The sequence below is a fragment of the Providencia sp. AGC89 genome (assembly GCF_053543535.1).
Genome location: NZ_JBIXLP010000094.1, coordinates 41300 through 62064 on the forward strand (window position 1 = coordinate 41300; position 20765 = coordinate 62064).

General features: G+C 47.5%; 27 protein-coding genes. 2 read left to right on the plus strand and 25 right to left on the minus strand.

What is annotated here, in order from left to right; translation table 11 throughout:
* Window positions 1-281: 281 nt before the first annotated feature.
* The 25 genes from ACIPUA_RS22385 to ACIPUA_RS22505 all read right to left on the minus strand — a co-directional run bounded on the left by ACIPUA_RS22385 (window position 282) and on the right by ACIPUA_RS22505 (window position 17763).
* On the minus strand, window positions 282-1955 hold the full coding sequence (locus ACIPUA_RS22385; protein ID WP_449060157.1) for a hypothetical protein: 1674 nt from the start codon (window positions 1953-1955) through the stop codon (window positions 282-284).
* 5 nt (window positions 1956-1960) lie between these two features.
* Window positions 1961-2500 carry a baseplate complex protein gene (locus ACIPUA_RS22390; protein ID WP_272688017.1) on the minus strand — a complete coding sequence of 180 codons (540 nt, stop codon included), beginning with the start codon at window positions 2498-2500 and terminating at the stop codon, window positions 1961-1963.
* Window positions 2466-3212 carry a hypothetical protein gene (locus ACIPUA_RS22395; RefSeq protein ID WP_449060158.1) on the minus strand — a complete coding sequence of 249 codons (747 nt, stop codon included), beginning with the start codon at window positions 3210-3212 and terminating at the stop codon, window positions 2466-2468. The genes ACIPUA_RS22390 and ACIPUA_RS22395 overlap by 35 nt, the downstream gene beginning before the upstream one ends.
* Window positions 3209-3559 carry a tail fiber assembly protein gene (locus ACIPUA_RS22400; protein ID WP_449060159.1) on the minus strand — a complete coding sequence of 117 codons (351 nt, stop codon included), beginning with the start codon at window positions 3557-3559 and terminating at the stop codon, window positions 3209-3211. Before ACIPUA_RS22400 ends, ACIPUA_RS22395 begins: the two co-directional genes overlap by 4 nt.
* Before the next feature lie 2 nt (window positions 3560-3561).
* Window positions 3562-4215 (minus strand): hypothetical protein, encoded by a 654-nt coding sequence (locus ACIPUA_RS22405; protein WP_449060160.1) that lies wholly within the window; start codon window positions 4213-4215, stop codon window positions 3562-3564.
* Complete coding sequence (locus ACIPUA_RS22410) at window positions 4212-4517, minus strand: hypothetical protein (RefSeq protein WP_449060161.1); 306 nt, start codon at window positions 4515-4517, stop codon at window positions 4212-4214. The genes ACIPUA_RS22405 and ACIPUA_RS22410 overlap by 4 nt, the downstream gene beginning before the upstream one ends.
* 8 nt (window positions 4518-4525) lie before the next feature.
* Window positions 4526-4834, minus strand: coding sequence for a hypothetical protein (locus ACIPUA_RS22415; protein ID WP_449060162.1), 309 nt, complete (start codon window positions 4832-4834; stop codon window positions 4526-4528).
* A 5-nt stretch (window positions 4835-4839) separates the two neighbouring features.
* Window positions 4840-6144, minus strand: coding sequence for a phage tail-collar fiber domain-containing protein (locus tag ACIPUA_RS22420; RefSeq protein WP_449060163.1), 1305 nt, complete (start codon window positions 6142-6144; stop codon window positions 4840-4842).
* Window positions 6145-6147: 3 nt separating this feature from the next.
* Window positions 6148-6810 (minus strand): phage tail protein, encoded by a 663-nt coding sequence (locus ACIPUA_RS22425; RefSeq protein WP_449060164.1) that lies wholly within the window; start codon window positions 6808-6810, stop codon window positions 6148-6150.
* Window positions 6803-7987 (minus strand): baseplate J/gp47 family protein, encoded by a 1185-nt coding sequence (locus tag ACIPUA_RS22430; RefSeq protein WP_449060165.1) that lies wholly within the window; start codon window positions 7985-7987, stop codon window positions 6803-6805. The genes ACIPUA_RS22425 and ACIPUA_RS22430 overlap by 8 nt, the downstream gene beginning before the upstream one ends.
* Window positions 7977-8309, minus strand: a complete 333-nt coding sequence (locus ACIPUA_RS22435) for a DUF2590 family protein (RefSeq protein ID WP_240133443.1) — start codon at window positions 8307-8309, stop codon at window positions 7977-7979. The genes ACIPUA_RS22430 and ACIPUA_RS22435 overlap by 11 nt, the downstream gene beginning before the upstream one ends.
* Entirely contained in the window at window positions 8302-10377 is a 2076-nt protein-coding gene (locus ACIPUA_RS22440; RefSeq protein ID WP_449060166.1) for a phage tail tape measure protein, read from the minus strand. Before ACIPUA_RS22440 ends, ACIPUA_RS22435 begins: the two co-directional genes overlap by 8 nt.
* A complete protein-coding gene (locus ACIPUA_RS22445) occupies window positions 10374-10532 on the minus strand; it encodes a DUF6890 family protein (RefSeq protein WP_158514051.1) in 159 nt (52 codons plus the stop codon). The genes ACIPUA_RS22440 and ACIPUA_RS22445 overlap by 4 nt, the downstream gene beginning before the upstream one ends.
* 32 nt (window positions 10533-10564) lie before the next feature.
* Window positions 10565-10825 (minus strand): putative phage tail assembly chaperone, encoded by a 261-nt coding sequence (locus tag ACIPUA_RS22450; RefSeq protein ID WP_115167863.1) that lies wholly within the window; start codon window positions 10823-10825, stop codon window positions 10565-10567.
* A 91-nt stretch (window positions 10826-10916) separates the two neighbouring features.
* Window positions 10917-11315, minus strand: coding sequence for a hypothetical protein (locus ACIPUA_RS22455; RefSeq protein WP_449060167.1), 399 nt, complete (start codon window positions 11313-11315; stop codon window positions 10917-10919).
* Window positions 11315-11647, minus strand: coding sequence for a M15 family metallopeptidase (locus tag ACIPUA_RS22460; RefSeq protein ID WP_449060168.1), 333 nt, complete (start codon window positions 11645-11647; stop codon window positions 11315-11317). Before ACIPUA_RS22460 ends, ACIPUA_RS22455 begins: the two co-directional genes overlap by 1 nt.
* Window positions 11634-11936, minus strand: coding sequence for a phage holin family protein (locus tag ACIPUA_RS22465; RefSeq protein ID WP_109911427.1), 303 nt, complete (start codon window positions 11934-11936; stop codon window positions 11634-11636). Before ACIPUA_RS22465 ends, ACIPUA_RS22460 begins: the two co-directional genes overlap by 14 nt.
* Window positions 11937-11950: 14 nt before the next feature.
* Window positions 11951-12406, minus strand: coding sequence for a phage protein (locus ACIPUA_RS22470; protein WP_166685130.1), 456 nt, complete (start codon window positions 12404-12406; stop codon window positions 11951-11953).
* The gene (locus ACIPUA_RS22475) at window positions 12403-13524 is read right to left on the minus strand and encodes a DUF2586 domain-containing protein (RefSeq protein ID WP_449060169.1); all 1122 of its coding nucleotides are present in this window, start codon (window positions 13522-13524) and stop codon (window positions 12403-12405) included. Before ACIPUA_RS22475 ends, ACIPUA_RS22470 begins: the two co-directional genes overlap by 4 nt.
* 24 nt (window positions 13525-13548) lie before the next feature.
* Complete coding sequence (locus tag ACIPUA_RS22480) at window positions 13549-14217, minus strand: hypothetical protein (RefSeq protein ID WP_449060195.1); 669 nt, start codon at window positions 14215-14217, stop codon at window positions 13549-13551.
* Entirely contained in the window at window positions 14214-14684 is a 471-nt protein-coding gene (locus ACIPUA_RS22485) for a phage tail protein (RefSeq protein WP_449060170.1), read from the minus strand. Before ACIPUA_RS22485 ends, ACIPUA_RS22480 begins: the two co-directional genes overlap by 4 nt.
* Window positions 14681-15133 (minus strand): head completion/stabilization protein, encoded by a 453-nt coding sequence (locus ACIPUA_RS22490; RefSeq protein ID WP_449060171.1) that lies wholly within the window; start codon window positions 15131-15133, stop codon window positions 14681-14683. Before ACIPUA_RS22490 ends, ACIPUA_RS22485 begins: the two co-directional genes overlap by 4 nt.
* A 95-nt stretch (window positions 15134-15228) precedes the next feature.
* Window positions 15229-15930, minus strand: coding sequence for a phage terminase small subunit (gpM, locus tag ACIPUA_RS22495; protein WP_449060172.1), 702 nt, complete (start codon window positions 15928-15930; stop codon window positions 15229-15231).
* On the minus strand, window positions 15930-16961 hold the full coding sequence (locus ACIPUA_RS22500; RefSeq protein WP_272688003.1) for a phage major capsid protein, P2 family: 1032 nt from the start codon (window positions 16959-16961) through the stop codon (window positions 15930-15932). Before ACIPUA_RS22500 ends, gpM begins: the two co-directional genes overlap by 1 nt.
* Before the next feature lie 46 nt (window positions 16962-17007).
* Window positions 17008-17763, minus strand: a complete 756-nt coding sequence (locus ACIPUA_RS22505; protein ID WP_449060173.1) for a GPO family capsid scaffolding protein — start codon at window positions 17761-17763, stop codon at window positions 17008-17010.
* A gap of 148 nt (window positions 17764-17911) precedes the next feature.
* Here ACIPUA_RS22505 and ACIPUA_RS22510 point away from each other — a divergent pair, with 148 nt between their 5' ends.
* Together ACIPUA_RS22510 and ACIPUA_RS22515 are read left to right on the plus strand one after the other, a co-directional pair.
* On the plus strand, window positions 17912-19690 hold the full coding sequence (locus ACIPUA_RS22510) for a terminase large subunit domain-containing protein (RefSeq protein WP_449060174.1): 1779 nt from the start codon (window positions 17912-17914) through the stop codon (window positions 19688-19690).
* Complete coding sequence (locus ACIPUA_RS22515) at window positions 19690-20712, plus strand: phage portal protein (protein ID WP_449060175.1); 1023 nt, start codon at window positions 19690-19692, stop codon at window positions 20710-20712. Before ACIPUA_RS22510 ends, ACIPUA_RS22515 begins: the two co-directional genes overlap by 1 nt.
* The last annotated feature ends 53 nt before the right edge of the window (window positions 20713-20765 follow it).

Below are 20765 nucleotides of genomic sequence, written 5' to 3' on the forward strand. Positions count from 1 at the left end.
TTATTCATTCAGGGCTTATCTTTCCGTATTGTACGAAAAGGCGAAAATCCATTTCTAAATGCTGATGTAAAACATCAACATGTCTAGATTTACAGTCCAATATAACTAACGTCGCTGATTATATGATCATTTCCCATTTATTCAACGAATGATAATAATTTTTACTTATAAAACAAAAAACTCAACTGATAAGGTTGAGTTTTTTGTTTATGCAATTGCTTGCATTAAAGTCCGATATTTCTAAGCTAACAAGGCAAGTTTAATATTTTCAGTTAGATATCTCAACTAATAACTGGCTGATACTTTTCTTTCAAACCAACTGATTTACTTGCCGTGCCTTTGATGGCATTGGCATTCAATGGCGTTCCCGTATTGTGGTGGCTGTGATTGGCGGTGAGTTCGGCCAACTCTTTGACGATATCTAATGTATCAATCATCAGTTGTGCCACGTTAATTTCTTGGCTACCAATCCAAACAACCGGTGCAATGATTTCTTGTTTGGTACCCGCGATGCTTTGCTTAAGTGCACCAACCTTTTCAATCAGCTTTTGGCCAACGCTGAGTGTGGCATCCTCTGCAATATTAATCTCCGCTTTCTTACCGATACTGGCCACTAAGTTACCCTTAGATGCAATGCTGTAATCACCATCGGCTATTTGTTGGATAGCGCCTGCCAGTAATGTTGCAGTACCGAGTACCATCGTTTTATCGGTGGCTTGAATAGTGGTGTCTCGGGTGACTAAGGTGCGCTGTTCGGTGTCGGCGGTGACTTGCCGATGCATGGATGATTCACTGATGGTTTGGTCTGTTTGTCGTTGCCAGCTCCCATCTTGTGTGATGCGTTGTGAGACTTCTTGCCGTTGTTGCTGCAATTGTTCGCCTGGTTGGATATCGGGCAGCGTGTTTCCCTGGCTAAGGGTTTGGCGAATAAATGGCTTATCAGGGCGGCCACCCTCAAAGGCAATTTCCACGACCGTGCCAACGGGTGGATATTGGAATAAACCGCTTTCTCCCCCTGCCATCGGTAGGGGCAAAGGTACCGCACGGTAAATTGGGGTGCTGGATGGGTTCCCGTCGGCATCCAATAATTGCACATCAACCGCATAGCGGGGGCGATACGGGTCAGAAATATCACCTGCACGAACGGGTTCACTATGGGCTTCAATGCGGGCAGTTTTAGGCAGATGTAAACCTGCGGCCAATTCAGGATAGGCATTGTCGATTTGGTTTTGAATGGGGCTCTTGTTAGCGGATTTTCCTGTGATTTTATTGGTGATTGCCCACGTGAGCGTCATATCTTCATTGATAAGATTCACTTTGTGCAGGCGTTTGCCGTTCGCGTTCACACCAGGTCTTAATGATTGCACCATCGGAATGGTCATCGTGTTCCCGCCTGCCTGCGAGGTGGCAAATTCATTGGGGATTTCTACGGGGTTATTGGCAAATAGCGAATGTGGCCAACTCCCCACATACACATGGCCATTGGGGAGCTGCTGCCACACATAATCATCAATATTGAACACATGCCCTAAATTGGCCAGTAATTGGTAACCTGTACCACTGTGGGTAAAGTGAGGAATAGGCTCATCCGAATAAGGCGCATCGGGTAATTGAAAGGTTAAGCCACTTTCCTTTTGCAGGTGTTCGGTAATGGTGCGCAAAGTGGGATGCTGAAAAGAACATGGCCATTCACGCTCAAACACGCCAACCAGTTCACGAATAAATAACCGTTGAAATCCATTGGTTGAGGGCTGCGACCGCTCCACGAACCCTGTGAAATAACGTAATAATAATTCGGGGTAACCGACATCAAGGCGCACTAATTTGCCTGTGTAGTCCTCATCGGTTTTCACGGTGACAAAGCCGCGCCCTGCGGCAGAGAGCTCTAACATAATGTTGATATCGGTGACTTGAATTTCATCTCCTGATAAATACAGTCGATTGATGGGTTTCATTCCCTTTACTCCAACGAATCGTTAATCGGTTTTAACACTTTTTCTTCAAACCAAGTCAATTGCTCGGTTTCATCGGATGCCCCTGATTGACCGCCTTTTGTTGCACTACCGCCTTGCGTTTTGCTGGCCACTTTACTGTTAGCTCGCGCTTCGCGTTTTTCTGAAACAGATAAATGCTCACGTAAAGTAAAGGTAATTTGCCACGCCTGTTTCCCTTCAATTTTGCTGGCATCAATGGAATTGGTGAATGTACCGATGCGAAAATTAATGGCTTGAGCCGTCAAATTGGCCACGCGATAACGTTTTAAATTGCCGTTTTCTTTGGCTTCAGCTAACGCAAACAGGCGCGAAAACGCCTTGTGTTCAGTAAAAGGTAAAATGCCCGTGATGCGCAGTTCTTTGGGCTTAATACCTTGCTCGGCGACGGCCGTACTGGAAGATTGCCCTGATTGGTCTTTATCCTGAAACATCATACTGGGCGTTACAGCCAAGTTTTTCAGTGGGATAGCCTCACCGTTCAGGGCAAGGGTGATGGTCTGTGTCATTTAACATCCTTGTTAAAGCGTGAATTTCATTGCCAACAAATAAAGTGGCGAGGGTAAATATCGCATCAGGTTCAGGAATGTTTTTTCGCATTTTATCGGCCAAAACGCTGGCATCATCCGTGCCTGAAAATGCCCAAACAGTGGCTGATTGGCCTAAAAGTCCGTTTAGGGCATCACTCATCTGTTTTAAGGCATTGTCCTTTTGTTGGCTGAAATCCGACAGTGCCGATTTCATGCTATCCAACCCGCTAGGCTGGCTTGCCGCTGCTTTTGCCGCTTCAATTAACTGTGCGTTAGACGCCATGCGGCTGGTCGTCGTTGATAGGGATTGTAGCAAAGGTAAGCCGCCCGCCATTTTCCCTGGCAATTGCATTTTTGTGGTGGCCAACGTATGTGCCGTTCTGGCCATCCGCTCAACTTGGGCAAAAACAGGCAGTGGAAATACCGCCGAAAAAGCCGATAATTGCTGCATAAATTCAGCAAATGATTTCCCTGTGACCATCAGCACCAATGCAGAAACATGGCCAGCCCCTGTGAGTTTGTCCGCTAAATGGTTAATCGCATTGCTGGGGCTGAGATAGCTGCCAGAGCTATTCGTTTGACCAACACCATAAATAAACGGATGCACAGGCAGAATCGAACAGGTGATCGGCGGCAAACCTGTCGCCATTTTCATGTTTTGTTTATGCCACTGATAACGGGGCTTGTTCATTGGGGTTTTTCTGGCCATAGGATATCGGGCGCGGTTGCAGTGTCGATACGGTTTAAATCCACACGATACTGTTTCCATGCATTTAACTGTTTGAGCTCTTTATCGGTGGCAATACCTAAATCAATGGCATCTTGGAGCGGTGCTATAGCAATAGATGCCTCATTGAATGCACTTTTCTTTTTGTATTCTGCACTGACAATCAATTGTTGTTTAGATGGTATCGGACTGGCGATTTTTAAGGCTTCCGCCTCAGTGATCGGTATTAAGTCCTCACGAATTAGGAAACCATCCATATCTGTTTTATCATACGCATATACCTGATTTATATTATCTTTGTAATATTCCATGATTACCTCAGCTCCGACCAATAAATAAAACTTTCAACCTTGTAATAGTGGCCAACAGGTACAACAAAGTTATTTGAAATACCTGCATCTCCACTGGTATTGCCGACTTTCACCCACGTTTTTGAATCTGTAGACACCCATGAGAACTTACCTCTGTGTGGTGATGAGTCATTAAATACAGCGATAGGTTTCCCTGTCGTATTTTGATAAACCACATTGGCTTTACGTTGTGAGGTGAAATCTTGCCATTTTTGCCCATACCCAAATCCACTACCTGCGCCAATCTTTTTATCAATATCAGTTCGGTTGTATGTTTCCGTTTTTGCAAATGCCCCCACATCCCCCGCACCTAACGTAATATCCGACGTTAACGGTTTACCATTCACTTTGCGGCCACTTGGCACGCGGCCATTGGCATTATTATTGGCATTGGTTGCGGCAGTACTGGCGGCATTCGCTTTAGTTTGTGCGTCGGTACCTGCTTTTTTTGCATCCGCAACTTTGTTATCCGTTTCTGTTTTGCTATACGCCCCCACATCACCTGCACTTAACGAAATATCCGCACTCAGCGGTTTGTTATTCACTTTTCGTCCGACGGGCACCGCCCCAATACTGGTGGTGGTAATGCGGATCAACTTCCCTGTTGGTTTACTCATTTTGTTACCTCAATAGAAATAAAATCACTATTTTTCAAGGCCTCAGCTAAATACAATGTGGCTCCCTCCACGGTGTAGGCATAGCCTTGGGGCTGAGTGATGCCATTAATTTGCACAGATAACACGGCCACATTGCCGATGCTAAATGACGTTTCACCACCTTTAATCGTGGGAATAATGGACGTCACCTGAATATGGGCGTTATCGCCTTTTTCCCCGTCATTGACGACGAAAGAAACAGGCGGCAAGTTAGTGCCAGCACTATTTTTAAACGTCAGTGTGACCGTGCGACCTTTCGCCATGCATCACCTCACGGATTCTCTTTAACTTGGACTGAGACGCTGACGATACTGGCACCTTGTGCGCCTGCGGCTCCTGCTGCGCCTTGACCTCCCGTTGCGCCTTTTTCACCTTGAGCCCCTCGGTCGCCTTTGTCACCTTTTGCCCCTTGCGCACCTTTTTGCTCTGCAAAAAATTGTGCCTCTGTTTTGGCTGCATTCCCTGGGAGTTTTTTCCAGACCTCAAAGGCGGACTCACCATCACTCACATCAAAAGAAGCGGGTAAGGTTTTACCGTCAGAGGTTTTAAAATTCAGTGTGATCGTGCGTTTAATTGCCATGTTCGCTATTTCCCTTTAATGGTGGTTTCGACTTCAATGTCATGAATGTGCTGCAACTGTTTTTCTGAAATAAAAATGTTTTCATCGGAGCCGATGGCTGCCAAGTTCTGGTTATCTGCACTAATAAAATCCTTTCCTTTCAAGTTCTTCACCGTGCTTTTAAGCGCCTCCACTTCATTGCGTAATACGTCAGTTTCAGAACCGGTATGTAATGCACGTGGGCTAATCACCGGCACATTAATCAATACCTCAATGTGGTCGTCTTTTAGCAACGGCTCGGCTAAATAAACCGTGTTATTTTCAACGGCAAAAGAATAATTGGCGTATTGTTCAAGGCCATTAATAAACAGTAAACAGTGATGAAACACCTCGTTTGGGGTGAGGGTCGTTTCATTGCCTTTGGCGACATAGCGCCATGATTTCATTTCACTTTTTAGCGCATATTGCTGCTTGATTTGCGCGATGCTTTGCTCCCATTTAGCCCCTTGAGGGCGTAAATCGGTGACAGCTCCAGTTTTATCAATCGCCGCGATGGCAAACACAAAATGGGCATAGCCGCTGGTATCTACATAGTGTTTGAGTTGATTGCCCGTGGTGAGTTTAACCACCGTTTTCCATTGGCTAAGTAAGTTACCTTGATAGCTAAAATCCGCATAAATGTGGGTATCACGCAATTTATTGAATGCTTGGCTTTTAGCCAGCTCACCACGCAGGCCGCCCACATAGGCTAAACCGCTATTTACGGTAAATTGTTCACCATCACGGGAGACTTCAAACGCAGAACCAAAGAAAGCCGCCTCACCGTAGCTGTCGGTGTTAATCAGCCGCTGCGCTTCATCGATCCCCGTTAAGCGAGCCGTAAAATCAATTTGCCACGTTTCTGCGGTGGTATTAATCGCCGTATCTTTGGCCGCTCCGTCAAATTCCAGTAAAAATGAGCGGGTTAAGACGTTGCCCTGTTGGCCACCTTGCGTGCGCAGTTTCTTTTGTGTCGGGGCATGGGTGATCATCGCCACGGAATTGCTAGCTTTGTTTAACAGCCCAATCCAGTTAAATTCGAAATTACCGATTTCCGTGCCCAGCGTCACACTGTAAGCCACGGCATTTTCGCTGACTAATCCCGCCTTGTTAATTGCTTGGCGGTGCACGATGTGTTTGGCATCGGGCAGTTGTTCGGTACGTTCGATGGGTTTCTTTGGGTCTAAATTTGGCACCAAGGCAAACACAAATTCATCTAAAATGATGGGCTTACCTGTTGCTGCTTCCTGCGCTTTGTAGTGCTCAAATTCAAGGGTAATGACTGATGACATAATTTATCCTTTTAATGATGCCCCATAGGTCATATTGGGTGCGCTGCTTCCTTGCAGCGTTGCATAACTGATTTGAATATCACTGGCAATTTCACCCACTCGCAGCGTTAAAATAGGCACAGGTAATTTTGCGTTATAGCTGATGTGCTCGCCCTCAATGCTGCCCACTCGCATATTCAGTTGATAATCGTTAATCACTTCAAACTGGTAGCGGCGGCAGGTGCGCCCATACTGGTAAATGATGTTAATCAGCAAATCAGGGGCGCGTGAGAGCTGCTCATCATTGAGCACGAGAATAATCACATCCCAATCAATGTGCGGCTGGCGCTCTTTAATCAGTACTTTGCCTATGCCTAACCGTTCAAAAATGGCGATAAACCCCGCCACGCTGCCGCTGTCTTTGGCGTTGATAAAGGCGTATTTCACCCGCTTGCGGTATAAGTCCAATGGTTCACCATTGAAGCGCTGAATATCCCGCTGATATGCCAGTAAGTTCAACAATGATTCTGTGCAAGTTTCAGCATCCAATTGGGCTAATGGCCATGTTAGCCAGCCATAAATCAATGACCAGAAACGCCGTAATGCCGCCAGTAGCTTGGCGGGCTCGCCTTTGTCCATCCAACTTGGTAGCGCAAGGCGTTTGAGTTTTTCGTAAAAGTCAGACATTTTTCACCTCAACCACTAACGATGTTAAGCGCGGCACGTTGAGCTCGCTGGTGATATCTCCCAAAGAAAAATGCAGTGATTGAATATCACTAAATTGGCGGTGCAGTTCGCGCCCCAAGTTAGAGAATGAAAACCGTGAATATGGCCATGTCTGTTTGACCTGGTACAAACTGTTTTCACGAAAGGCGCAGCGCACCAAATCGTTCACCTCATTTTTTAAGCTGCCCAGTTGCTCTGCGCTAAAGTTGCCGAGGTTATCGACGAATACGGTTAAAACTAACGCATGATGTGTTTCGGGCATGGCAAAGCACTGCATGTCATCACCGTGGCCGTGATGGCCTTGTTTCATCACGTAGTCATTCACTTGGTCGATAAAAGGCTGACTTGCCACGCCACTATCTAATAATAAATACGCATTGGCGGTACCCGCGCCACGGGGCGCATCATGCAAAAAGAAAATACGGTCAATGCTCAAACCCACAAGGCTGGCTATCATGCCGCGATAAACCGCATCCGTGTGGTAATTCCCCACTAAATTGAATTGGTTGCGGCAGCGGTCGCGTAAATCATCATCGCTTTCAGCATCTGCGCCAGGCGTCGTTAACCAGTCATTTTCACTTTGCACCTGTTCAATCCCTGCCACAGCCACGGGCAAAATACGAAAATAGCCTGGGGCGAGGTTATGCGCACCGCCTGCCATATCCGCAATTACAGGGATTAACTGGCTTTGTTGGCCTGCGGCAATCTCCACTGTTTGGGTGGTACTCACACTGTAAATCACCCCCGCGATGCGCTCCGTTTGGATGATGGTGCCTTTAGGCACAGTGACCGCGCTAGCGCCTGCCACTTTATAAAAGCGGATGACTCCGTGGGCTTGAGTGGCAGGTTTGCGGGTTAAATTGACGCCCCAAGCAAATAGGTCGAGCCATGCCCCTGATGCCGTGGCCAAATACATATTGCGCATGACGACATTGACCAAGGCCTCTTTTAACCACATCACGGGTTTGGTCACGATGGTGGTAATCAGTCGCCAAAACGGGGACATCCGTGAGGTATTGGTCACTAGCCCCTCATCGGCCACCACTTGGTTAAATTGCGAGTGAATTTCGGCCTCGGTAGTCGGCATCCCGCTATCTTGCAGGGCTTTTTCATAATCAATGTCGGGTTTAGTCGCCATAATCCACTCCCACATCCATGCGGCCAAAATCGTAAGTTTCTGCGGTGATCCACAATTTCACGGGCGATTCTTCGTGAATGGAAATTGTCCCTGGGACAATGCGCTCGTCATATTCGACAAGCATCTCAATTTGGTTACGAATATCTGCCCGTAAGGTGGGGCTACGTTCGCCCACCAATTGTGTGGCCAAGCCGCTTTCCATAATGGCATGGACACAATCTTGGGCGATGGAAACACGGTTATTGCACAAAATCGGCTCGCTGCCTGAATTCAAGGTAAAATCACGCTGAGTGATTAATAAATCAATGTATTGGCTATCCATGCGCTAACATCTCATATTCGGTTAATTGTTGTGGTGATGGCATTGTTTCAACTTTAATAACCACATTTTCATAATTTCGACTGTTATCGACATGACTGGTTGTTGACCCCACAGCATTTTTCCCAATGCCATTTTTATCAATGCCTTTGAGCTGTTTGCCCGTTAATATTTGTGTATTGGTGATGGGCTCCGCTTGCTCAACTTGTGCCTGCATAAACAATTGTTGCTGGCGAATAATATCGACCGCAGCCATGCTCTCAACATCAGGCACGCTATTGGTGGCTTGGGCTGCTGGGGTGTTGATTTCCATGCGTTCAATTTCAACACCGGGCAAATAATTTAAGGTATCGACAAACGAGTTATAGATATCTGCAAAGGTCTGTTTGACCCACGCCCATACATTGCCGAAAATATCGCGGATGCTGTTGGCGACGGTCTCAAAGGTTTCCGTTAATGAAAACTCACCAAACCAATTGCACAGGGTTTCCCAACCTTGGCCAATCCATTCCCATACATCGCTAAACACTTGGCCAACTGCCATCACAATTGCAGCCAACACTTTAAATGTGGTGGTATCTTGGATGGCTGCTTTTACTGCATCCCAGTGTTTAATCAGGTAATAAATGCCCACGCCTAATAACGCAATTGCCCCGAGAATCAAAATGATGGGCAAGCTCATTAGGTTGAAGCCAATGCCTGCGGTAATGGCGGCCATCCGTAGCGCCAGCAAAGTACCGCGCAAAAGCTTTAACGTTGCCTGCCAAATCACCATCGCTTTATTGGCCAGCCAAACTGCACCTGGGATTAATTTCAACGTGGCTAGGCTCAGTTTCCAGACCACCACTAACCCCGCCCAAATAAATTTACTGATACCCATCACGATATTGACCATCGCTCCCGCAGCGGCCACGCCTGTGATACTGGTGGCGATATAGCCCACATACTTGGCGATATTGGGGAACAAGGTTAACCAACGCTGGATGGTTTGCCCCATCTCCGCGATTTTATTCACCAGTGGATTAATGACAGGCAATAGCGTCATACCTACAGCTACGCGCACATTAGTCCAAATGGCCATTAAACGTTCCCACGGGTCGGCCAATTGCTCGGCCATTTCACGGGTACGTTTCATGCCATCGTTCGCGCCCAAGGCGGTGATGTTTTTGCGTAACACATCCACATCGCCATAGAGCTGCTTCACCACAATGGCCGAATCCCCAAAGGCGGCTTCAATCTCTTTTTGCGCCTTGAGGTTGCCATCAATGTTCGCGCCATATTTTTGCTGTAATTTGCCCAACATTTCAGGCAAGGAATTCATTTTCCCCGACGCATCGACAAAGCTCAGCCCCAGTTTTTTAGCGCCATCCACAGCCCCCGTCATAAATCCCTCATAAGCGCTGCTGGCTTCGCTGCCCAATGTGCGCTGTAATTCCCCCAACACGGCCAGCTGTTCATCGATACCCACGCCAAAGTGAGTCCCTGCCGACCTTGCGCCCTCCATTAACCCTGTAATGTCGGCCATTGAAGTATCAAAGGCTTGCGACATATACAGCGCTTTGCCTGCCAATTCTTCGGCAAATTGGCTTTTACCCACTTGGTTGGCGTAGGTGGAAAACTGCGAAAACATCTGCCCCATATAGGCAGTGGTTTCATCTGCGGTACTTTTTAAGGCGGTGGCCGTGGTGTTGGTCACCGTGGTTAAATAAGGCAGTTCGTTATCGGATACGCCTTGAATGGCTTTGCGGATGGTGAGCGCAGATTGGGTAAATTCCACCGATGACTTACCATATTGCGCACTGAATTTCATGGCCGCTTGGGTGACGTTTTTCATCGCGCTAGCATCCACGCCTTGCAAACTGGCGGTTTGTAGCGCTTCATTCATTTGCAGCGCAGGGTCAAGTAAGCCTTTTAAGGAAAATAACGCACCCGCTAACCCTGCAACGCCAATGGCGCTTTGGGTAAAGGCTTTTTGACTCTCATTGGCAAAATTGGATAACGCAGACTGAGCCTGTTTTAACGGCTGCGTCACGTTATCAATTAAGCTTAAAGTAAAATCTAATGAGTTCATTTATCACCCTTTAACGCCAGTGCAATGCCGTTGGCCACGGCAATGCGCATATTTTCCCAGTGTTGGTTATTCAGCCATGCAGCACGAGCCAAACTATCAATTTCATCATTATCATGAGGATAGTAATGACGACGCAGCGCAATAAATTGCTCCAACTCATTACGCTCAATAGATTCAACCCGTGCCCTCAGTTTTTTACGCTAATGTCCAATTTCGGGGCGTATTGCTCATTGATGGATGAAGCGATTTGTAACGCTGCCCCTGGCTGTTTCAATAACTCATCCAGTGCATCTTTGTCGTCTTTCACCACAATGCGACGTAAATAGGTGTGGGCAGGGGCAATTTTGTTATCCATCGCCATTTCATTGATAAACCCGTTATAGGCGGTCATGTTGGGTTCGAAACGGTAATCTTTTCCGGCAATGTCTAATGTGATTGGTTGGCTCATAATTCAATTCCTTTTGCGGTTAATGTCATCCACTAACTGGTTGTGGCGTGCGGCACAATTGCCGTACAAGGTTAAAAACAGTTCTAACGGTTCACTGACGTGCTTGCCCGTTTGCCCGTTCAGTCTCGGCAACAAGATTGGGCATTTGGTTAACAGGTTTTCCTGATAACTCTCGCTCGATACGCTCGGCGGCGCGGTTGTACACGCTGACAAACTCAGGACTAACACACACGTTAGTGAACACAGGTTTAATAACTTCGGTTCTGATTTCCCAGGGCGTTGCATTGGCAATGTTCTCCAATTGGTTTTCAAGCTGACGCGCAGACTCTCGGGAAATGGCTTGGGCTTCAGCTCGGGCTTTATCGCCTGCTTGTTTGGCAGCGCGTTCAATATTAAGCTGCAAACTGTCGTGATAAAGCCCATTCACCCACCAACCTGCGCCAAAGGCCGCTATCCCTAACACGAACACTAACGCAAGTTGTTTGGCCATTACTTCACCCCGTTATGGGCTAAGCTGAAATGGTTGCCATCGTTAAAACGACCGCCCCAAGTGCCCCCGATAGATTCCCAATATTCGCCCAAAGGCAAATAGCTCGGGGTATCTTCACAGTATTGGCCGTTGATAAATAAATTAAAATCCACGGCTAAACGTGAGGTGTGCAAGCTGTTTTTGATGCCTTTGCCTGTTTTGGCATTCGCGCTGGCTTGTTCGGTGGTGCGAAAGGCTTCACCAAAGGTCAGGCGGTAACCGTGCTCATCTGCCCATAAAATCAGCCTGCCAATCATTACGGTGAATAAGGCTTGTTTCTCACTTAATGTCATCTTTTAACTTTCCTTGTAATAACGCTTTTCCACGTTTTTTAAGCCACATTTCAACTAACTGGTAACCTGCGATCCCAAAAGCGGTACCAATCCCCGTGACCGCTAAAGGTGAGATATTGGGGAACCAAATCAGTGCGGCACCTGCCATGACTGAAATAGCTGCCCCTAGAAAGACACGCCCAAAAAACAAGCGAGCGGTAATTTGTTCATCACTGGTGAGGATTTTGCCAACGGCAATAAGCACCCCCATAAAAAACAACGTGATAAATGTTTTTTCATGTTCTTCCATGAACATTTTTCCTTTTAACCGATTAATTTGTCTGTCAATTCTGACTCAAGGTAAGGAATGCCATCCAAGCGCACAAAATCAGGGCTGGTGACAAGGAATTTCACTTTTAAATTGACCGTGGTACCACCTTTCGGGTCATGGTCTAAAATGTCCGATAGCAGCAATTTGCAGCCAAAGGCTTCCACTTTCATTTCCTCGCCGCCTGCTTTGGCGTACCACATCAAATCCACTTCGGGGATGCTACGCCATGAGCCTGCCGCACGGGCTTTGGCTTTTAAAATGGCTAACGCTTTGGTGCTAAATTCCAGCTCACCTTCGCCAGACACATCCCCTGAAACCCAACCATCGGGTATACCATTGGTTTGGGCGACGCCCGTGTTATCCGTAAGGTTTAACGTTGATTTCTCAACATGAATGAGTGAGCCGTCTAGGTTGAAATCAAACGACTGACCCGAAATCCGTTTGCTCATGCCGCGTCCTCCAAGCTGGTATCTAAGATCACACTCGCTTCAATGCCTTTCGGGCACTCATACGTTCGTACCACAAAATACACCGCGACTTTGGTTTTGCTCATCCACGTAATGACCACATCACTATCCTGCGGCGGTTTGCATTCTCCTGGGAACGTAATGCCGTTGATTTGGCTAGAGCGTGCCATTTCACGCATCACACGGGAAAAATAGCTTTTGTGGGTTTCAATGGAATTGGGCGTACTGTTTAAGCTACGGTCACCAATTTTGGCAATTGCCCGAATGCGCACGTTTCGCGCCACTTTATCGACAATGCGCAGGTTTTCGATGTTTTGAAAGTCACCGCCTTCCACATCTAACGTGCGCCCATCTGCCCAGTACAAGCCATCGTAATCGGGGTACCACATCGGCACACTGAGGCGATTTTTCTCCAAGGCTTGCAAAGTGGCCAAATCAATCTCTTTGCCTGTGCCATCAAGGGGTAGCGTTGCGCCCATGTCTTTTAATGCGCCTGTTTTTACCCGCGCTGGCGTGTCCGCGATGGTCACCGAGCGTGTACATAAACGGCCTGCTAATACCCCCGCTTCTTTACCCCACAGTTGTGGCACCAGTTGTACTGACGGGGCAGCAATGCCTTTTTGTAAGGCAATAATGCGAGCCACATAATCTGGCCAGCTTTCGTCTTTGGTGGGGGTATCCACGGTAATCATTGACCATACCCAGCGGCCATATTTGGCGATTAAGGTTTCACGCAAGGTATTGGCGGCATCAATGACTTCTTTGCTAGCCGCGGTCAATAAAACGTAACCCTCCACACTGGCCACGTCTTGCGCGGCAATCACTGCATCCACAAAATCCAGCGGCTCAGCATCAACCGCCATCACATGAAGATAAGCCGACCAGTTTTGCCCCGCGTTATTCATGGCGGCCATCACATTGCGTTTCAGGTCGCTATCTTCACGGCCTAACACATCATCAAAATCCGTTTGTGTGTTGACGGAAACCGTTTTGCCCACGTTGGTATTGCCCGTACCCACAAACAATACGGTGCGTTCAACCTCTTTGGTTTCCCCTTGTAGCTGATTTACTTGGTTCACCTGTACAGATGGCCATGTCATAAAAAATCCCTCTTTTATGGTTGTTTAACCAAACCCAATCCCTTGCAGTTGCCGTGCGAGGGCTTTTTCAAATTCATCTTGATTGATGCCCAAAAACTCACGCGCTGGCACATCAATCACCCATGAATTTTGCGGTGTCTCATCGCTTAAGGTGCGAATTAATAAACCTGCTTTAGCAAAGCTCATCCCGCTTTCAATAGCTTTAACAGGCGGTTTGCGCCAGCCTTTGCCTTTGCGCTCTTTGTACCCCAGCGCCCGTAACTTTTTGGCTTGCTTCTTGGTGGCTGGCCATGTTTTATCGCGCTCAGATTTAAAGCTGGATTTATTCACGGTCACGTTCATGCCATGTTGTTGCGAGTACCCCACAACCCCCGCAGGGATCTGTTTTTTCCCGTTGCGGTATTTGCCCCCTTTGAGGTAAATTCGCACACTTTCGGTTTCGGGCAATTCCTTGATGTGCAGCACTTTGGGCATATTGCGCAGCATTTTTTTGCGCCAGTTTCCCTGGCGTTGTTGCCACGGTTCGCCCTCTGGCGTTTGTTGGTTACGAACGTTGCGTTTTGCTGCCGCTATCACACCGTATTTAGCGATACGCCATAACAGGCGCTGGCGTTTTTTCGGCGTTAAATCAAACCGCTTAAGTGCCTCTTGCAGCGTGTTAAATTGGGTTTGGTTTAACTGACCGCTTATCATGCGTGAACGCATGCAATATCAGCCTCTTGAGCAATCCACATATCAGGGTCACACAGCGTCCAGCGCTTACCATCCATCGGGACAATACCGTTTTCGTCCTCTCGCATGTTGACGTTCTCCGCCAGTTGCAGCGTAACAATCACCACCGCTTGGTGGCTTTCGTTTAAATCCACGTCCATCGATGGGCGCTCTAAATCCAGTTGAATATCATCGATATCGTCATTTTCATTGAGCCACGCATCAATCAAAATACCGATGTAATCAGGGTTTACTTGGCGATAGGGGAAACGCCCCCAAGCAATCGTCGCGTCATATTGTTTGATGTGCATTCGGTATTGGTCATTGCCCAAATCGCGCTGCGCAGGGATAAACTGAATGCTGTCCATCACACTGGAAAATTCCACATTGCACACACCATCAGGCAAGTTAGCCTTTAAAAAGGCGGTTAATTGCTGCAATTTGCTCATATCATGGTCACCGTGGCACGTTTCAAACCTTTCATATTGCGGATCACTAATGAAGATTCCGCTAACAGTCGATTGCGCAGTTCAGGGCTTTCTTGCTGCGAGTTCGGGGCACGGTTCACGATAGAACTGTATTCCCCCAATAAATCCGCTTTGGCTCGCGCAAACACCGCTTTTAAATACTGCGCACATAAGGCATTACGGCCATTACGTTGCACACCAGGTACTGCTGCCGCTTGCTGGTAGCCTTTGGCGTGGTGCTGATTTTTCACGCTAGTAAGTTCACCATTAATTTCCGTGATGGCGTTCAGGAGTGCATCGGCTAAAAAATCCGTATCGATACTGGTCGGTAGCGAACGGCTTTTCTGAAACTCCAGTAAATCCACATCTGGCCAAAAACCGTCATTGGTAATGATTTCTTGGCGATAATTACCGCTATTACCATCAAACATGGGCTGTCCTTAATTAAAAAGTGGGCAAGGCCAGCTTCCTTGGCCAATTGCAATCAATTGCATTGCCTCAGCTGCGCCCACTTGGCTTGCGGTAGTCATCCGGCAGTAAGTGCCCGCAGCCGCATAGCAATGCGCGTGCGATGGGTTCTTACGCCACTTTTCGGGTTAAGCTGATGCGCCCTAGCAAGGTAGGCATCAGCTTTTTCTAAATCATCCACGTTATCAATGGCACTGGCTTTCGCTTCGCTGTTATCCCCTTTGAGGATTTCCAAGGCCGCGAATTTGTACCACTTGGCCTTAATCTTTTCGTGAACTCGCCATTTTTCGGTGACGTTATGAAACGTGCGCGAAAAATAGGGCTCAATGGCATGACCTGCTTCCGCTTCAAGCTGTGCCCATTGCAAGATGGTGTCAGCCACAAAGGCAGGAAAGCCACTTTTAAAGCCTGTTGGGGTAAGCTGTCCTTGCTCAATGGCGATGTCCGCCCAATCCAATCCTTGCTGGAATTCCCCCACATCAAACAGCCACACGACACAGTAGGCAAAAATCGGGTTTTTATAGATTTTCCCGTCGTCCAGATAACGCTGTGCAGTCGGCAGATAATTGGGCAAAAATTCCTGCCGCTTTATCTCGGTGCGTTCTGCGTTGGTCATCCCTTTGAGCCGTGCGGCATCCTTGTCAACGGCACGCGCTTGTAAGTGCATACTTTCGCCATCGGCAATGGCAATCGCTTGTTGCTGCTCCAGCTTTTGGCGCATTTCCACTTTTAGGCGGTGACGTTGACCTGGTGATAACATTAGTCTGTCTCGACGGTGTCTTTCGGCTCAACCAATTCACCGATAGTGACCGCTGACTCATCAATTGCCCCGTAAAGCTCAGGGTATTCCAACGCATAGCCCTCGTTACGCAGGTAATTGTTTTCATACTGTTTACGGTCGTCCACAAACTCTGCTTTGCGTTGGCGCGTATTGCGCTGCGTGTACAGGTGCAAGTTGGATAACGTCGTAACCACTAAGCGTTTCCCTGGCATAAATGGTGGGATGTAGGCGGCACGGCCTGCAATAGTGGTACCCAGTAATTGCGCGGCAATTTTCTCCGTTGGACGGTCAGCGGCTTGATATAAGCGATGCTGCTCTGCGGCGACCAAGTCAGCACCCACTAACACCACAAGGCGTGGGTCGGTGCGGTATTGCACAGGAATACAGGTATTTACCACCTCTTGCGCCATTGCATCGAGTGAACGGAAATCGCCTTTTTCATCCAAAGTGATGGATTCGGAGATCACTTGTTTACCCCCGTCCCATTCTTTGGCAATTTGGTGCCACCCTTTGTTCACATCTTCCCCGTTCGGGTACTCTTTCGCATCAGTGCTATCGGCTACATGGGTACCGTTAAAACCAATACGCAGCATGTCGAGGGCAAAGCTTTCATTAACGAAATTTTGCATCCGTTGGTAAAACTCATTTTCACCGCCTGAGTTTGCCCAAACAGACAGCACATCCCACGGTAAAAACGCCCCTGAGTCGGTTTCGGCTAATTTATACTCATTGCCATCAATCCCCGTTTCACGCATGAAACGGCCGCCTTTTTTACGCCCCGTGAATAACCCTGGGTTACCCACCGAAATGACTTGGCCAGCCAATTGGTCAACGTCCGCGCAATAAATCAGGTTGAGAAACTCAACCGATTCCATAATCGCTTTACGTAACGCAATTTCTTTGGGTTCGGTGATGGCAAAATATTTCGACGCATCATCAATGTTGTATGAGCGTTCAAGGCCTGATTTATGGCCTTTTAAATACGTTCTGGCCGTATTGTTTAAAAACATGGAAATCCCTCTCCAAAATTCAGTAATGGGCTCTGATCACAATGGATTAGAGGTGTACAAACTCTTTACGGCCTGCGGGGTTTTTCCCTGGGAGCTGGGTCGCCACTTTGCTGAATGATTTGGTGATTTCCGGTAAGTTGTCACGCAGTTTGGCGAAATCTTCGGTGTCTACCACGTCTTTCACCACTTCCACATCACTTTGCGCTTGTTCCAACATGGTTTCTAATTCAGCGATTTTAGTCAGTGCTGCCGCCAAATCTGCCGCCATGCCTGATAACACCTCATCATCAACGGTGGTTTCGGTTGGTTTTTCTTCTTTGACTTCTTCAATGCCAAAGTGCTGACGCCATGTTTTTTTTGCGGGTTTTGCCATTTTTCGTTTCCTTTGTTTTTGACGACCAAAGTCTAGCCTTGTCGTACCTACACTGGCTGGGGTGTCCGTTACCGCCAAGCCCTCTAAATATGTCACGCCTGAATTGCGAAAATCGGTATTCATTTCAACCGAGGTAAACACCCCACGGTTTTGGCTGTTCATTTCCAATAAACGGGCAAATGGCCGCAATACGGCATACAAACGTAACGTATCGCTTTCATCGGTATCCGCTTGTAACTCAATGACCTCTCCCAGTGGGTCACCGCGGTCTTCATCTGGCTTATTGTGCCGAGGCCAAATCATGGCGGTGTACAAATCGGTATCATAGGTTTCTGCCATTTCGATAATTTCCTCGGGCAGAATTTCCCGACCATCAACGGTTTCACCTTCCGTGGCAATGCAGAGCCATGTTGTGCGTAATTGCGACATTCAAAATCCTTAGCTGCATTCCGTTCCTTTTGAGCCATCAGTATTGCCAATTCTTATTCACGGTGCGAATGGTTGAGTTCGGTTATAAGGCCATTACCGAAAACAGGTAGATGCCTGCAATTTCTGAACATTGCACAATGGCACCACTATGGCTAAACACTCAGATGCAAAAATACAGGTCGCCAAATCACTTTATTTGCGACGCTATACCCCCGCTGAAATCGCGGAGGAACTTAACCTGCCTAACAGGCGGATTGTCTACTATTGGGCGCAGAAATGGTGCTGGGCGGATATGCTCAACCATGAGAGTGTGTTGGAGGCAATTAACCGACGTATTGCGCTGTTATCGGAGCGCAATAAAAAAACGGAACTTGAACTGGAGGAGCTCGACAGGCTGATTGCCCATCACGTCAAATTGATGGCACAGGCCAATAAGCACAAGGAAAAGCTGGCTGAAATCAAAGCACAAGCCGAGTCTGGCGGGGAATATAGTCCAACGGGCGACGGTGAAACACCGAAAAAACGTCGCTATAAGAAAAATGATATCTCTGAACTGACCCCTGATGACTTTCAGAAATTCGCGGATGAAATGCTGTTTGGTTACCAAAAACACCTGCGCATTAATATTAAAAAGGCCATTCGTAATATCCTCAAATCACGCCAAATTGGGGCGACTTGGTACTTTGCCTTTGAAGCGTTTGAGGATGCGGTCTTAACGGGTGATCCACAAATCTTTTTATCGGCTTCACGACCACAGGCGGAGGTATTCCGCTCCTATATCGTCAATATCGCCGATAAGTTTTTTGGTGTCACGCTCACGGGTAACCCTATTCGTTTAAGCAATGGCGCAGAGCTGCGTTTTTTATCCACCAATAAAAACACCGCACAGTCATACAGTGGCCATTTGTATTGCGATGAATATTTTTGGGTGCCTGATTTTAAACGACTGAATGAAGTCGCCTCTGCGATGGCAACCCACGACAAATGGCGCACCACTTATTTTTCCACACCGAGCGCGAAAACCCATCCCGCTTACCCGTTTTGGACAGGTGATGAATGGCGTGGCAGCGAAGCCACTCGTAAAAATGTGGAATTTCCAAGCTTTGAAGAAATGCAGGACGGTGGCCGTGATTGCCCCGATGGCCAATGGCGCTATGTCATTACCATTGAAGATGCCGTCCGCAATGGATTTAACCTGGCATCCATTGAAAAACTGCGCAACCGCTATAACAAAGACACCTTTAACATGCTGTATATGTGCGTGTTTGTGGACAGTGGCGCATCGGTTTTCAAATACAACGACCTTGAAAAATGTGCCATCGATATTGGGATTTGGGATGATCACGATATTAATGCCCCGCGGCCGTTTGGGGATAAAGAGGTTTGGGGCGGCTACGACCCCGCACGTTCGGGGGATACCTCCACCTTTGTGATAGTCGCACCGCCTTTGGTCGCAGGGGAATATTTTCGCATCCTCGCGACCTTTTATTGGCAGGGCATGAGCTGGAAGCACCAAGCCAAACAAATCCAAGACCTGTACAGCCAATACCGTTTTACCCACATCGGCATCGACACCACGGGGATTGGCCACGGGGTGTATGAGATGGTGGCCGACTTTGCTCCGCGCGTCACCACGGCCATTCACTACAGCCAAAATACCAAAACGCAATTAGTCCTCAAAATGATTGATTTGGTGGATGAGCAGCGCATTGCCTGGGACGTTGAGCAAAAAGAAATTATGGCCAGCTTCTTAGCCATTCGGCACACCACCACGGGTAAAGGGGGCTCAATGACCTTTATCGCGGATCGCAGTAAGGAAACAGGTCACGCAGACGTGTTTTTTGCCACCTCACACGCCGTGGCTAACGAACCGCTAAACAATGAAAGACAGCGTAAATCTAAATATAAATTTCAAAAGGCTGCATGATGAGTAAGAAAAAGTTACGGAAAACTGCACAAAAACAAACTACGAGCCAAAGATCGATGAACATCATCACATTAGGCAAGCCAGAACCGATTTTAACCACCCATACGGAATACCAAAACATTTGGTATGACAATGATTATGACCATTACAGCTTACCGATAGACCGTACCGCCTTGGCGCAATTGGTCAATTTAAATGGCCAACACGGGGGCGTGATCCATGCGCGTGCCAATATGGTGTTATCGGACTACCGAGGCGGTGGCCTGACGCATCAGGAGCTGCGTGCCAGCGTATTGGATTATATTGTGTTTGGTGATACGCCCATTTTAAAGCTGCGCAATTATTACGGGGAAGTGGTTGGGCTGTATGTGCTGCCTGCACTGTTTATGCGTCGTCGTAAAAACAATGATTTTGTGATTTTGCAAGAGGGTGAGCCGATGGTGTATACCCCCGACGATGTGATTTATATCAAGCAATATGACCCCCAACAGCAAGTGTATGGCATCCCCGATTATATCGGGGGCATCCATGCGGCCATGTTAAACAGTGAGGCCACCATCTTTCGTCGTCGTTACTACCATAACGGGGCGCATACAGGGGGAATGATTTTTTGTAATGACCCGATGCTCACCGATGAAGTGGAAGTGATGATCACCAAAAAATTAGAACAAAGCAAAGGGATTGGTAACTTTGAAACCATGTTCGTGCATATTCCCAATGGGGATGCGGACGGCATCAAGTTTATTCCTGTGGGGGATATTTCGGCCAATGATGAATTTAGCAATGTGAAAAACATCAGTGCGCAAGATATTTTAACCGCACACCGTTTCCCTGCGGGGTTGGCAGGGATTATTCCTGGCAATGTTGGCGGCTTAGGTGACCCGCGCAATGCCCGTGAAGCCTATCGACAAGATGAAATTATTCCCGTTCAGCGGATGTTTGCCAATGCGATAAATAACGATGGTGAGGTGCCCGATCATTTAAAGATCACTTTTCAAGAAGATAGCCACCAATTGAAATAATAATAACGCAAAATTAACGATATTTACGGAATTTAACGGTCATAGGGAAATGA